Raw genomic sequence first — 12,327 nt, forward strand, 5'->3', positions numbered from 1 at the left:
CATGCATGCGGTTTCGACGACATTTCATACGGAAGGCGCTCTTGCTCGGCGGGCTGGCTTCCTTGCTGCTGGCCGCAGGCTGCCAGTATACGACGACGCCGGCGGATTTGCTGATAGCGCCGAAGCCGGTGCCGGAGAACGCGGCGCTGACGGACGCGCTGCATACGATTTTGCCGCTGCAGGCGAAGCTGTCGGTCGTGACGCACGAGGACGCCAACTCGGCGATTTTGCAGCTGGACGGCGACGGGGACGGCCGGAAAGAGGCCTTCGTCGTCTTCGCCGACGAGAGCGGCACGCAGCGCGTGATGGTGCTGGAGCAGACGTCCGGCGGCTGGCGGGAGCGGTTCACGTTCGCGGAGACGTCTACCTATGGCGTCGACGTGCTGCGCGCCGCGGATCTCGACGGCGACGGCGTGCCCGAGGTGATGATCGGGTGGAACCAGTTCGGCGAGCCGCAGCATATTTTGACGCTGTATCATATCGGCCGGACAGCCGGTCAGAAGGGGGCGCCGAGACCGCTCGCGGAGCTGCCGTACGACACGATGGGCATCGGCGACGCCGATGGGGACGGCCGTCCCGAGATCGGCCTGATTCAGCTCCAGCGGCTGAAGCTGACCGCCGGGATCGACATCTACCGGTTCGCGGACGGCGAAGCCGCGAAGCTGGCGTCCGCCCCGCTCGACGGGTCGGTCAACGCCTACCTGCAGGTGAAGCTCGGCCAGCTCGCGCCCGGCCAATACGGCGTCGTGGGGGATGCCGCGATCGGCACGAATTCGTCGACCACGACGATGCTCGCCTGGGAGGACGGGGCGCTCGCGCGGATCTATCCGCCGAAATCCCCGGGCGACGAGAACGTGCAGACGAACGCGAACGCGGTGCTGAGCGGCGACGCCAACGGGGACGGGATGCTCGACATCCCGCAGCTGACCGAGGCGCCGGGGCAAGCGGACGGCGTGCCGTACAGCGATCTGCTGTGGATCGAGGTCGACAAGCAGTGGGACGGCCAAGGCGGCTTCCTCACCGTCGCGAGACGGTACGCGGACGCGGGCAATGCCTACGCGATCCAGATTCCGGACGAATGGACCGGGTTCACGTTCCGGCGTCCGGCAGGCGGCGGCCCGAGCGACATCGCGCTCGACGCGTACGACGAGGAAACCGGCCAGCGGGCCGAGGTGCTGACGGTGCGGGCCGCGGCGCTCGACGCCTGGGACGACCGAGAAGGCGAGCTTCAGGCGGACGACGTCCGCTACCTGAAGCTTGGCACGGCGGACGGGCTCGTCTATTACGCCGTATGGCACGACAAGCTGCAGGAGGGCGGCAGGCTGACCACCGCGGGGCCGGGAAGCTTTCCGCCGGACGAAGCGGAGATGAAGCGCTTGTTCAAGCTGCTGACGCCGTAGCGAGACCTAGGGATGATTGCGAAAGGGGGACTGCCGCATGCGGATATTATTTTTGGAGGATGAAGAGGCGATTCGCGGGTTCGTCCGCATTAATCTGAAACGCAACGGCATGGAGGTGACGGAGGCCGAGGACGGGGAGACCGCGCTCGCGCTGGCGCAAGCGGCCGTGCCGCCGTTCGATATCGCCTTGCTGGACGTGATGCTGCCGACGATCAGCGGATTCGAGGTGTGCGAGCAGCTGCGGCGGCTGTTCCCGCGGATGGGCATCATCATGCTGACGGCGAAGACGCAGGAGGAAGACAAAATCCGCGGGCTCGAGCTCGGCGCCGACGACTACGTGCAGAAGCCGTTCAGTCCCGGCGAGCTCATCGCCCGGCTGCATGCGCTGAAGCGGCGCATGATGCCGTACGCCGAGGAGCCGGCGGGCGCCGAGGGCAGCGCCGGCGGCGCTGCGGGCGGCGCCGCGGCGGCCGAAGGCGCCTCCGGCGGCAGCACCGAAGCGGGCAGCACCGCGCCCGGCCAGGGCGGCGCCGCCGCGGAGCTTCGCGCGGCCTCGCCAGGCGCATCCGGCGCCGGCGCCGTGAGCGGCCCCGGCGGCACCGCGCCCGGCGAAGCCGCCGCCGATCCGGACGCGCCGCTGTCCGCCGGCTCGCGGCGCCAGGCCAAGCCCGGCGATATCGCCTCCGGGCCGTTTCTTCTTTCCGCGTCGGAACGCCGCCTCTGGAAGGATAACGTCGAGATCGTGCTGACGCCGACGGAATGGACGCTCGTGAAGCTGCTGATGGAGCGGGAAGGCGAAGGCTTGAGCCGCGACGATATTTTGAACGCGGTCTGGGGCCGCCACTACGTCGGCGATCTGAAGATCGTGGACGTGAACATCCGGCGCATCCGGCAGAAGATCGAGGTGCAGCCGTCCGATCCCAAGCACATCGAGACGCTGTGGGGCTATGGCTACCGCTGGAACCGGGACGGGGGGCCATGAGGAGCACCACCCTTCGCGCACGGCTCGTCCGGAGTTACGGCGTGCTCATCGTGCTCGTCGTCGTCATGCTCGGCTCCCTGTTCGGCACGCTCGTCTGGAATTACTACTACTCCAGCGCGGTCAGCTCCGTGCTGCAGCGGGCGCAGACGGAAGCGGCGCTGCATAACCGGCAGATCGCGGACGAGCCGACGAAGGAGCAGTCGCGCTACATGCTGCAAAACATGGCCGTCGGCTCGGCGCATCTCCAGCTGCTGACCGGCTCCGGCCAGCTCATCGTCGACAGCGACGGCTTCGACGGCAGCGGCAAAATCATCGACACCCCCGACGTCCGCGCCGCCCAGGTGCGCGACAAGGGCATCTGGCGCGGGCGCGATCCGGTCACCCACGAACGGATCATCGCGGTGACGCTGCCCGTCAAGAACGGCGCGCGCATCGCGGCCATGTTCCGCTACACCGCGTCGCTCTCGACGGTGGACCGGATCATCGCCAATATCCTGTGGCTGACGGTGCTGGTGGGCTCGACCGTCGTGCTGCTCTTCTTCACGATGAGCGTGCTGATCGCGAACCGGATCGCCCGCCCGATCCGCAACCTGACGAAGGTCGCGGAGAAGATGGCGGAGGGCGACTGGACCCGCCGCGCCGCGTTGCGCGACCGCGACGAGATCGGCCGGCTCGCGGAGACGCTGAACACGATGGCCTCCGAGCTGACGCGGCGGGAGAAGCTGAAGGAGGATTTCATCTCCTCCATCTCCCATGAGCTCCGTACGCCGCTCACGTCCATCAAGGGGTGGAGCGAGACGCTCGCCTCCGGCGATCCCACGGACGTGGAGGAGCTGAACCTCGGCCTCGCGATCATCGACCGCGAGACGGTGCGGCTGTCCGGCCTCGTCGAGGACCTGCTCGACTTCTCCAAGCTGTATGCCAAGAGCATCGTGCTCCACCCCGAGGTGCTGGACGTCCGCCGGACGCTCGAGGAGACGCTCCGGCAGTTCGAAGCCCGCGGGCAGCGGGAATCCGTGACGATCCGCGGCGAGCTCGGCGACGAGGAGCTGACGGCGAAGGTGGATGCCAACCGGATGAAGCAGGTGTTCATCAACGTGCTGGACAACGCGCTGAAGTTCACGCCGAAGGGCGGCTCGATCCTCGTGGGCGCGGGACGGCAGGACGGCTTCGCCCGCCTGACGATCCGGGACTCGGGCGTCGGCATTCCCCCGGAGGACCTGCCGCATGTCACGGAGAAGTTTTACAAAGGCACGAGCCAGCGCTCCGGCAGCGGCCTCGGGCTTGCGATCTGCAAGGAGATCGTGGAGCTGCACGGCGGCATGTTCCGCCTCGACAGCGTCGTCGGCGCCGGCACGACGGTCACGATTCTGCTGCCGCTCATGTCGGATGCGCAGCGGCAGGAGCAGCAGCAGGAGCAGGGATGAGGCGCGCCGGCACCCGCCCGTCCGCCTGAACGCAAACAAACCCGATCGGCCTCGCGCCGGCTTGCGAAAGCCGGACGAAGCGGTCGGGTTTTTCGTATGCCCTGGCGGGCGGGACTTGGCGCTATTCCTTATAGAATAACGATTTGCGCTTATTGATGACGTAGCCGACGGCGATCAGGGCGAGCACGACGATGATAGCCGACAGCCAGCGCGTTTGAAGCCATTCCAGAAAAGGCTGCATAGGGAAATCCTCCCTTGGCGGGTTTTAGGACTATTATGCCAGAATTGGCCAAACGTATACGAAGGCTTGCGTCCCCTCTCGGCCGGCGGCAGCCGCTGCGACGGGTTCAGCACCTCGTACGAATAAGCAATCCGAACGCCGGCTCGTCCGGCCGGCCGGGTTGTTTTTTTTTCTGCGCGCGAGGGAAAACCGTTTCGCCCTTACCGGCGTCTAATAGTCATCAAGGCAAGGCGGGAGGGCAAGACACTGGATACCATCGATCATACGGCGGCGCCCGCATCCGGCAAGGACGACGCGTTTCTGCGGCTCATGGCGGCGAGCAAGGAACGGCTGTACCGGATCGCGCTGGCCTACCTCCATCGCGAGGCCGATGCCGTGGAAGCCGTGCAGGAGGCGACCTACCGCGCGTACAAGAACTTCCGCAAGCTGAAGGAGCCAGCGTACTTCCATACGTGGGCGGTGCGGATCGTGCTGAACGTCTGCGCCGACGAGTTCCGCAAGCGCAAGCGGCGCGAGCCGGCTGCGTATACCGAGGAGGCAGAGGGAGCAGCCGGTACGTTCGCGGACGCCAGCGATACGCGGGTCAGCCTGCGCCGGCTCGTCGACGGGCTGCCGCGGGAGCAGAAGGAGATCATTATTCTGAAATACTACCAGCAGCTCACGCTGACGGAGATCGCGGCCGTGCTGGAATGCCCGGAGGGCACCGTCAAGACGCGGCTGCATAAAGCGCTCGTCCGGCTGCGGGGCGAGCTGGGGGAGGAGGGAAGCCATGATTTTGCCAGAGCATGAACGGAGCCGGTTGGATGCGGGGCTGGCGGAGGAGCGGGCGGCGTGGGATGCGGCTCCGGTACCGGCTGCCCTGGACGACGCGGTGCTGCGGGGCATGGCGCTTGCAAGACGTGCGGGGCGCAGGCGCGCGCGGCGGACCAGGGCGGCGGCGTCCGTTGCCCTGCTGCTCGTGCTGCTGCTCGGATTGCTGCGGGTCTCGCCGGCATTCGCCGCGGCTGTGGCGGAGCTGCCCGGGTTATCCGGCCTCGTCGCGCTGGTCGCCGGGGACAAGGGACTTGAGGGCGCTGTGCGGAACGATTTCGTGCAGCCGGTGAATGCCGGCGACAGCCACGACGGCGTGACGTTCACCGTCACCGGAATCATCGCGGACGATACGCGGCTGAACGTCTTCTATACGGTGAAGCTGCCCGAGAAGATGGAGCTCCCGTATGACATGCCGCGCGTCTATGACGCGGATACGGGAAAGCCGCTGGAGGCTTCTTACTCTTCTGGAGGTTCTGGAGCTGACGGAGAGCCCCGCACCGAATTTCAGCAGCGCACGGACATCAGCCTGGCGGCCGGGACGGAGCTGCCGGATCGCATCAAGCTGAGCATCGGGCTGGCGGGTTATCCGGAGGACAAGACGTGGAGCGCGGTCTTTCCGATCGATAAGACGCGGTTCGAGGATCTGGCGGAGACGATTCCGCTCGATCGGACCGTGACGGTGCAGGGCCAGCGCATCCGGTTCGTCAGGGCGGTCGTGCATCCGACGAGCATTGAGGTCGACGCGGAGTTCGACGAGGCGAACGCCATGGAGATCTTCTGGCTGGGCGATCTCCGGATCGTGACGGATGCCGGCGAGGAGCTGCGCGGCTACTTGTCGACGTCCACCGCGCCGGGCAAGAAGACGCTGCGGTTCGAGAGCGCCTTCTTCTCGAAGCCGAAGCATCTGACGCTGGAGGGCAGCCGGATTATGGCGCTGGACAAATCGAAGCTGGAGCTAAAACTGGACCTGGCGAACAAAAGCATCGTGCAGGCGCCCGACGATCGGGTGCGATTCGTTTCCGCCGAGAAGACCGGTCCGGGCAAGGTTTCGGTAAGTCTGGGCGTCAAGACGAATATGGACCGCGACCACTATGCCTTTTCCATCGTCGAAGGGGCATTCCATGACGCGGCGGGCCGCGAGTTTCAGATCGGCGGCTACCGGACCTCGAGTATGATCGGAACCGATGAGATCCTTACCACCTTCGAGGCCATGATCGACAAGCCGTATACGAATCCGCTGACGTTCCGCATCACGAACTACCCGTCCTGGATCGAACAGCCGTTCACGGTGAAGCTGAAGTAGCGGCCGGCCGCCTAGCACCAGGCGTGCCGGGCGGCGCGTTTCCTGTCGAGGGCGGAATGGCGGTATCGCGGCCTGCGGGCAGCGGGCAGCGGGCGCCTGCCAATCGGGCTTTCGATCCGAGGCCTCGCCTAGCCGGAACAAGACAATCCCGGGCCGAATGTGGTTTAATGGAATGGACTGGTTTTTCTATCCGAATCCACAAAAGGCGGGATGCGAGTGCGAGAACGACTTAACGACAGGCAGACGCTGCTTCGCCTGGGCCTGCTGCTGGCGCTGGCCGCCATGCTGGCGCTGGCGGGCTGCAGCAGCGGCGGCAAGACGCCCAATGCGGCGAACGACGCGCCGCCGCCGGCGAACGAGACGACGGAGCCCGCCGACACGGTCACGGAGCCGGTCGATCCGCCGGCCGTGGACCCGCCGCAGTTCGTCGCTCCGCTGACGGGGCTGCCGCAGGACGAGGAGCCCAAGCGGCGGCCGATCGCGGTCATGGTGAACAATTTCGCCGCGGCTCGCCCGCAGTCGGGGCTGCCGAACGCCGACGTCGTCTGGGAGGTGCTCGCGGAGGGCGGCATCACGCGGCTCGTGGCCGTGTTCCAGAGCACATCGTCGACGGCGCCGATCGGTCCGATCCGCAGCAATCGGCCGTACTTGATCCGGATCGGCGAAGCGTACCATGCCGTTCTCGCGCATGCCGGGGCGAGCACCGACGCCTACGACCTGCTGCAGCATCACGGCAAGCCGTACCTCGACGAGATTTCCAACGCCGGCGCGTACTTCTACCGCGAGTCGTTCCGCAAGGCACCGCATAATCTGTACTCCAACCTCGAGAAGCTGCGGGCCGGAGCTGCGAAGAAGGGCTACGACGAGACCGTCGACATTCCGGCCTATCCGTGGTCGGAAGCGGGGGCGACCGCGGGCGGCACGGACGCTTCGGAGGTGGAGCTGCATTTTCTGATGAAGGATTACGCCGTGTCGTATACGTACGATCCGGCGGCGAAGCGCTACGACCGCTTCGTGAACGGCAAGCCGCACACAGACCTCGAGTCCAAGGCGCAGCTGACCGCTTCGAACCTCGTCGTGCTGGGCGCGAAGCACCGGACCTACGATGATTACGGCCGGCTCGAGATCGATCTGGAATCCGGCGGTCCCGCCGTGCTCATCCAGCTTGGCAAAGCCGTGAATTGCGAGTGGGTCCGCGCCGCCGACGGCGTCATCCGGCTCATGAAGGACGGGCAGGAGCTGCCGTTCGTGCCGGGCCATACGTACTACCACGTCGTGCCGCTGACGCCGTCGTTCGAGAGCCACTTGAAGCTGGGCGCGGCGTCTGGCGCGACGCCGCAGCCTTAGCCGGTCCATCGCATCGTCCCCCGGCTCCCCGACCGGAAGCACCGCGCTTCCGGTTTTATTTTTCCCCTCGAATAGGTTAAAAACGGCTATGCCGGAAAAGACTAGGATAGTGCCCTAGGCGCAAAAAAACGGACGATCAAAATATCGCGAAGAATGTCATAATTCATTTACATTCCCTTAACAATTGCGTTGTAAACTGTGTTAAGATATTGTCGGTTTCTTGTTGATTTTGTAAAGACGCCGTAACCAATCGAGGAAGATGGCAAAGGGGATAGTTATGTTCAAGCGAAAAAACGACGTATTCTTCAACACGTTCGAGGCGATGGCGGACACGATTCTGGAAGCGGTGCTGTATTTTCAGCAGAACGTCTCCAACATCGAGGACGTCACGAGATTCGCGCGCGACATGAAAGAATTCGAGAGCCAGTGCGACCGTCACGTGCATACGATTCTGACGGAGCTCAATAGAACGTTCATTACGCCGATCGAGCGGGACGACATCATGAGCCTGACGGGCTCGCTGGACGATGTGCTGGACGGCATCGAGGCGTGCGCGTCGCGCTTCGAGATGTACAACATTACGGAGCCGGACGAGTATATCACGCTGTTCGCGGACAACCTCCTCCGCTGCGCCCAGCAGATCAAGAAGGCGATCTACCTGCTGTCGGAGAAGAAGCTGCTGGCGATGCGCGAGCCGTCGATCCAGATCAACGAGCTGGAGAACCAAGCGGACGACCTGCTGCGCGTATGCGTGAAGAGCCTGTTCGCGAACGTGACGGACCCGATCGAGCTGATCAAGCGCAAAGAAATCTATGAGCGCCTCGAGCAAACGACCGACTACTGCGAGGACGTCGCGAACACACTCGAAACCATCATCATGCGTAACAGCTAAGGGGACGGGGACAAGCGGCTATGAGCATGGACGTATATATTTGGGTCGGCATTGTCATTTTTCTTGCCTTGGCATTTGACTTCATCAACGGGTTCCACGATACGGCGAACGCGATCGCGACGACGGTGTCCACCCGGGCGCTTTCGCCGCGGCTCGCCATTATCCTGGCGTCCTTCATGAACTTCCTCGGCGCGATCATGTTCACCGGCGTCGCCAAGACGATCGGGGGCAAAATCGCGGATCCCACCGTGCTCGACCACGGCGTGCAGGTCGTCGTCTCGGCGCTGCTCGGGGCGATTATCTGGAATCTCGTGACGTGGTGGTTCGGCATTCCGTCGTCGTCGTCGCACGCCCTGATCGGCTCCCTGACGGGCGCGGTCGTCAGCTCGGCGGGCTTCGGCGCGATCAACGCGAGCGGCTTCACCGATATCATCAAGGCGCTTATTCTATCCCCGTTCATCGCGTTCGCCGGGGGCTTCGTCGTCATGTGGCTGCTGAAGCAGATATTCGCGCGTTCGAGCCCGCATCAGGTCAACAAGATGTTTCGCTCCGGCCAGATCCTGACCGCGGCGTTCCAATCGTTCACGCACGGTACGAACGACGCGCAGAAGGCTATGGGCATCATCACCTTCGCGCTCGTGACGGCGAACGTGCAGGCCACGACGGACCACATCCCGCTGTGGGTGAAGATCTCCGCGGCGACCGCGATGGCGCTCGGCACCTCGATCGGCGGCTGGAAGATCATCAAGACGATGGGCACGAAGATCTTCAAAATCGAGCCGATCAACGGCTTCGCGGCCGACATCACGTCGGCGACGGTCATCTTCTCCGCGACGCTGACGCATCTGCCGGTCAGCACGACGCACGTCATCACGTCGTCGATTCTCGGCGTCGGCAGCGCGAAGCGCTTCTCCGCGGTCAAGTGGGGCCTCGCCGGCCGGATCGTCATCTCGTGGATCATCACGATCCCGATCTCGATGATCGTCGCGGCGCTGATTTATCAGGCGATTGCGGTGTTTTTGTAGAGGACAGGCCGGGGGAGCAGCCCCGGGTTGGAAGAGCATCAAGCTTGCGCGGCAGCGCGGGGCTTGGTGCTTTTTTTGGCTGCGGCTGGTGTCCGAACGCGATCGTTCGCGCGGCGGCCAACCGATGAATGGAATGGATAGATAGGAGCGGCACGAATGATGACATTAAGCGAAGACTTCCAGTACCATGACAGCTATTTCGTAGTAGGTAACCCGCGGATCGTATGGATTGCGGCAGGCGTCATTGCGGCGATCGTTGTATGGCTCTATAAGCTCTGGAGCAAGCAGCCCGCTCATGCGACGCGGGTGCCGTCCACGAACAAAAGGGCTGTCCCCTCGCCACATTCGTGACAATTCGGGACAACCCTTTGCTTGTCTACGTGCCGGACGCCGGAGGGCGAACCGCTTAGAACGAGTTCGGAGGCGGCGGCGGAGGAGAAGGCTGGGAGGCGAACGATCCGCTCAGGGACTCCTCGCGCCGGCGCAGGTCTTCGTAGAAATGCGCAACGGCGGTATAGATATACGGGTTCAGCCAAAGCGTGCCGATGCCGAACGTCGGGATGCAGAGGAGAATCCAGCCGATGAAGCTGAGCAGCAGAATGAACAGCCGCCATTTGTGCCCGATCATCATCGCCTTGCTGCGGCGGATCGCTTCGAGCGGGCCGATCTCCGGATGGTCTCGCAAGATAAAATAAGCCATCGAATAACGAAGCGCGGCGACGATGCCGGGAATGACGAGCAGCAGCGTCCACAGGAGCGTGAAAATCAAGACGAGCAGATAGACCAGGAACGAGCGGATGAAGTCCGCGAAGCCGTTGAATAATTCGATGAACGGCGGACGTTCGCCGCGCGAGACGCGCAGGAAGTAGCCGTACACGCCAAGAGCGAGCGCGCCGGCGCAAAGCTCGATGGCGATCTGTCCGATCGCGGGCAGCACGTTCGGCAGGGCGCCGATCAGCAGCAGGACCAGCGTGAACCCCGCGGCTCTGCCCCATTGCCCCCGTAAGCTTTCCCGCGCCCGTGCCCGCAATTCTGAGCTTGTAACCATAATGACCGGTAAACCACCTTTGACTGAAATGGATGTCCGAACCGCAAGCAAGCGCCCCGGAACGGAGGAGTTGTGTCCGATTGTTGAACGATACCCGAACCTCATCTTAACCGATCCGGCGGTTAAAAGTCATTCTTTTTTTGTCCGCAGCGGTCGCAGGGCTTGTCCGCTCGGCGGCGGGTTTGGAGCGGCGACGGGAAGCGGCGGGCTCGAGGTGGCGGCGGGAGGTGGCGGGTTTGGAGCGGTGGCGGGAGGCGGCGGGTTTGGGGCGGTGGCGGGAAGCGGCGGCAGCGTGGGGCGGCAGGACATGGCGGCGGGAGGCGGCGGCACGCCAATCGCGGCGGCTCGCAGCCAGCCGGGAGCCGCGTGAGCCTGAATGCGCGCGCGGCGCACGGAGACAGCGGCTCGGACGGAGACAGCGGCCACCCCGCCCGCGCACGCCGAACAGCCGACGGCTCGGACGGAGTCGGCGGTGCCCGCCCGCGCACGGCAAACAGCCGACAGCTCCGTACGCCGTCGGCCGTTCGCGCGCGCACATGCCGGCAGCCGAATGAGGGCATTCGGCTCGCCGAGGTGCGCTGCCGCTAGGCGCGGGCATTATTTGCGCGGGCGCCTGCGCTTCGCCCCGTTCGGCGAGATGCCGCCCTTGACGCTCTTGCTACCGCCGCCGCCGCCCTTGACGTTCTTGCCGGTCGCGCGGCGCTTCTTCTTGCGCGGGCGCGGCTTGTATTCGTCGAGACCGTCCTCCGCGATCGTCGCCGAAGCGCCTTTCTTCCCGAAAGAGCCGGCGAGCACCTTGATAAGCGGCGCCATCTGGGTGATGCTGCCGACGACCTTCTGCACCTTCGTCATCGTCGTGACGATGCCGTCGAGGCCGCCCATCCGGTCGACGACGCCCTTGAGGTCATTCAGACTGTTGCCGAGATTGAACCCGCCCTTGGCCGGCGCGGCAGGATCGGCCTTCGCATCGGCCGCCACGGCGGGCACGCCCGGCGTGCTCGGCGCCTCGGGGAGCGGGATGATTTGCTGATTCGAGGCCGGCATGATGTTGATCGAAGGCACGCCCTTCGAAAATTCGGCCGCATCGAACGGAACGGGCGTATTCGCGCCGGCGGTTTTATTCAGGCCCATGAACGGATCCGCGATGCCCGGAAACGGGCTGTCGGCCGGAGGCTGCGGGCCTTGACCCTGGCCGCCGAGGGGCTGCTGAAAGCTTCTGACGGACGGATCGTAGCGATATTTCACGCAGATCACAACCTTTTTCAACGTTTTGTTAGTAGTCTATGGGATACTCGACTATGCGGATTGGACGGATGCCCGCTTTGGGCAAATATTTATGGGTGAATGGGAGGGGGCGTTCCGCCCGGGCAAGCTCCCGCACCGAATCCCGCACCGATCCCGCCTCTATCCAAGCCTCTGCTCAACCTATCCCGGCCCTGCTCAGCCGCCGCGCTTGTCTCTGTTGAACTGTAAAGCACCGCAACGGTGACGCTTGAAAATTGCCGTTGAAAGCAGTACACTGAGCATATCAGTCAGGGTGGGAGGAGCGCGGACGATGCAATTGAAGAAATTGAACGATAAGACGGTCGACCAGCTGTTCGAAGCGGTGTTGACTTTGAAGAGCGTGGAAGAATGCTATATTTTCTTCGACGACCTGTGCACGGTAAACGAAATCCAGTCGCTCTCGCAGCGGCTTGAAGTGGCGCGCATGCTCGGCAAGGGTGCCACGTATAATCAGATCGAAGCGGAGACCGGCGCCAGCACGGCGACGATCTCCCGCGTGAAGCGGTGCCTGAATTACGGCAACGACGGGTACAAGATGGCGCTGGAGCGCTCGGGACGGTAGCCC

At 64.3% G+C, this 12,327-nt stretch carries 12 protein-coding genes and 1 pseudogene; 11 read left to right on the top strand and 2 right to left on the bottom strand.

What is annotated here, in order from left to right:
• Nucleotides 1-5: 5 nt before the first annotated feature.
• From ACFPB1_RS05705 to ACFPB1_RS05745, 9 genes and pseudogenes are all read left to right on the top strand, one after another.
• The gene (locus tag ACFPB1_RS05705; RefSeq protein ID WP_379222865.1) at nucleotides 6-1,400 is read left to right on the top strand and encodes an FG-GAP-like repeat-containing protein; all 1,395 of its coding nucleotides are present in this window, start codon (nucleotides 6-8) and stop codon (nucleotides 1,398-1,400) included.
• Nucleotides 1,401-1,437: 37 nt separating this feature from the next.
• Nucleotides 1,438-1,815 (top strand): annotated as a pseudogene (locus ACFPB1_RS05710) (response regulator transcription factor); the annotation flags it as partial.
• Nucleotides 1,801-2,382 carry a winged helix-turn-helix domain-containing protein gene (locus ACFPB1_RS05715; protein WP_379223132.1) on the top strand — a complete coding sequence of 194 codons (582 nt, stop codon included), beginning with the start codon at nucleotides 1,801-1,803 and terminating at the stop codon, nucleotides 2,380-2,382. The pseudogene ACFPB1_RS05710 and the gene ACFPB1_RS05715, both read left to right, overlap by 15 nt.
• The gene (locus tag ACFPB1_RS05720) at nucleotides 2,379-3,809 is read left to right on the top strand and encodes a sensor histidine kinase (protein WP_379222867.1); all 1,431 of its coding nucleotides are present in this window, start codon (nucleotides 2,379-2,381) and stop codon (nucleotides 3,807-3,809) included. The genes ACFPB1_RS05715 and ACFPB1_RS05720 overlap by 4 nt, the downstream gene beginning before the upstream one ends.
• Before the next feature lie 496 nt (nucleotides 3,810-4,305).
• On the top strand, nucleotides 4,306-4,839 hold the full coding sequence (locus tag ACFPB1_RS05725; RefSeq protein WP_379223134.1) for a sigma-70 family RNA polymerase sigma factor: 534 nt from the start codon (nucleotides 4,306-4,308) through the stop codon (nucleotides 4,837-4,839).
• A complete protein-coding gene (locus ACFPB1_RS05730; protein ID WP_379222869.1) occupies nucleotides 4,820-6,166 on the top strand; it encodes a DUF4179 domain-containing protein in 1,347 nt (448 codons plus the stop codon). Before ACFPB1_RS05725 ends, ACFPB1_RS05730 begins: the two co-directional genes overlap by 20 nt.
• Before the next feature lie 216 nt (nucleotides 6,167-6,382).
• Entirely contained in the window at nucleotides 6,383-7,513 is a 1,131-nt protein-coding gene (locus ACFPB1_RS05735) for a DUF3048 domain-containing protein (protein ID WP_379222872.1), read from the top strand.
• 277 nt (nucleotides 7,514-7,790) lie between these two features.
• Nucleotides 7,791-8,405 (top strand): DUF47 domain-containing protein, encoded by a 615-nt coding sequence (locus ACFPB1_RS05740; protein ID WP_379222874.1) that lies wholly within the window; start codon nucleotides 7,791-7,793, stop codon nucleotides 8,403-8,405.
• Between the two features lie 26 nt (nucleotides 8,406-8,431).
• Nucleotides 8,432-9,430 carry an inorganic phosphate transporter gene (locus ACFPB1_RS05745; RefSeq protein ID WP_379222876.1) on the top strand — a complete coding sequence of 333 codons (999 nt, stop codon included), beginning with the start codon at nucleotides 8,432-8,434 and terminating at the stop codon, nucleotides 9,428-9,430.
• A 406-nt stretch (nucleotides 9,431-9,836) separates the two neighbouring features.
• On the opposite strand, the gene ACFPB1_RS05750 is transcribed toward ACFPB1_RS05745, so the two are convergent.
• Nucleotides 9,837-10,478 carry a DUF975 family protein gene (locus ACFPB1_RS05750; RefSeq protein ID WP_379222878.1) on the bottom strand — a complete coding sequence of 214 codons (642 nt, stop codon included), beginning with the start codon at nucleotides 10,476-10,478 and terminating at the stop codon, nucleotides 9,837-9,839.
• A gap of 214 nt (nucleotides 10,479-10,692) precedes the next feature.
• On the opposite strand from ACFPB1_RS05750, the gene ACFPB1_RS05755 reads away from it, so the two are divergent.
• Complete coding sequence (locus ACFPB1_RS05755) at nucleotides 10,693-10,848, top strand: hypothetical protein (RefSeq protein ID WP_379222880.1); 156 nt, start codon at nucleotides 10,693-10,695, stop codon at nucleotides 10,846-10,848.
• 227 nt (nucleotides 10,849-11,075) lie between these two features.
• Here the strand turns inward: ACFPB1_RS05755 and ACFPB1_RS05760 are convergent, their stop codons facing one another.
• Nucleotides 11,076-11,723, bottom strand: a complete 648-nt coding sequence (locus tag ACFPB1_RS05760; protein WP_379222882.1) for a hypothetical protein — start codon at nucleotides 11,721-11,723, stop codon at nucleotides 11,076-11,078.
• A gap of 310 nt (nucleotides 11,724-12,033) precedes the next feature.
• Between ACFPB1_RS05760 and ACFPB1_RS05765 the strand changes: the two genes are divergently transcribed.
• On the top strand, nucleotides 12,034-12,324 hold the full coding sequence (locus tag ACFPB1_RS05765; RefSeq protein WP_090638924.1) for a YerC/YecD family TrpR-related protein: 291 nt from the start codon (nucleotides 12,034-12,036) through the stop codon (nucleotides 12,322-12,324).
• Nucleotides 12,325-12,327 lie beyond the last annotated feature (3 nt).

Source organism: Paenibacillus sp. GCM10023250, assembly GCF_042653205.1.
Lineage (GTDB): Bacteria > Bacillota > Bacilli > Paenibacillales > Paenibacillaceae > Paenibacillus_Z.

What these genes read in the sequence shown, in the direction of transcription:
- ACFPB1_RS05745 (WP_379222876.1), top strand. Translation starts at nt 8,432, where the DNA reads ATGGACGTATATATTTGGGTCGGCATTGTCATTTTTCTTGCCTTGGCA.
- ACFPB1_RS05765 (WP_090638924.1), top strand. Translation starts at nt 12,034, where the DNA reads ATGCAATTGAAGAAATTGAACGATAAGACGGTCGACCAGCTGTTCGAA.
- ACFPB1_RS05750 (WP_379222878.1), bottom strand. Translation starts at nt 10,478, where the DNA reads ATGGTTACAAGCTCAGAATTGCGGGCACGGGCGCGGGAAAGCTTACGG.
- ACFPB1_RS05730 (WP_379222869.1), top strand. Translation starts at nt 4,820, where the DNA reads ATGATTTTGCCAGAGCATGAACGGAGCCGGTTGGATGCGGGGCTGGCG.
- ACFPB1_RS05720 (WP_379222867.1), top strand. Translation starts at nt 2,379, where the DNA reads ATGAGGAGCACCACCCTTCGCGCACGGCTCGTCCGGAGTTACGGCGTG.
- ACFPB1_RS05740 (WP_379222874.1), top strand. Translation starts at nt 7,791, where the DNA reads ATGTTCAAGCGAAAAAACGACGTATTCTTCAACACGTTCGAGGCGATG.
- ACFPB1_RS05705 (WP_379222865.1), top strand. Translation starts at nt 6, where the DNA reads ATGCGGTTTCGACGACATTTCATACGGAAGGCGCTCTTGCTCGGCGGG.
- ACFPB1_RS05715 (WP_379223132.1), top strand. Translation starts at nt 1,801, where the DNA reads ATGCCGTACGCCGAGGAGCCGGCGGGCGCCGAGGGCAGCGCCGGCGGC.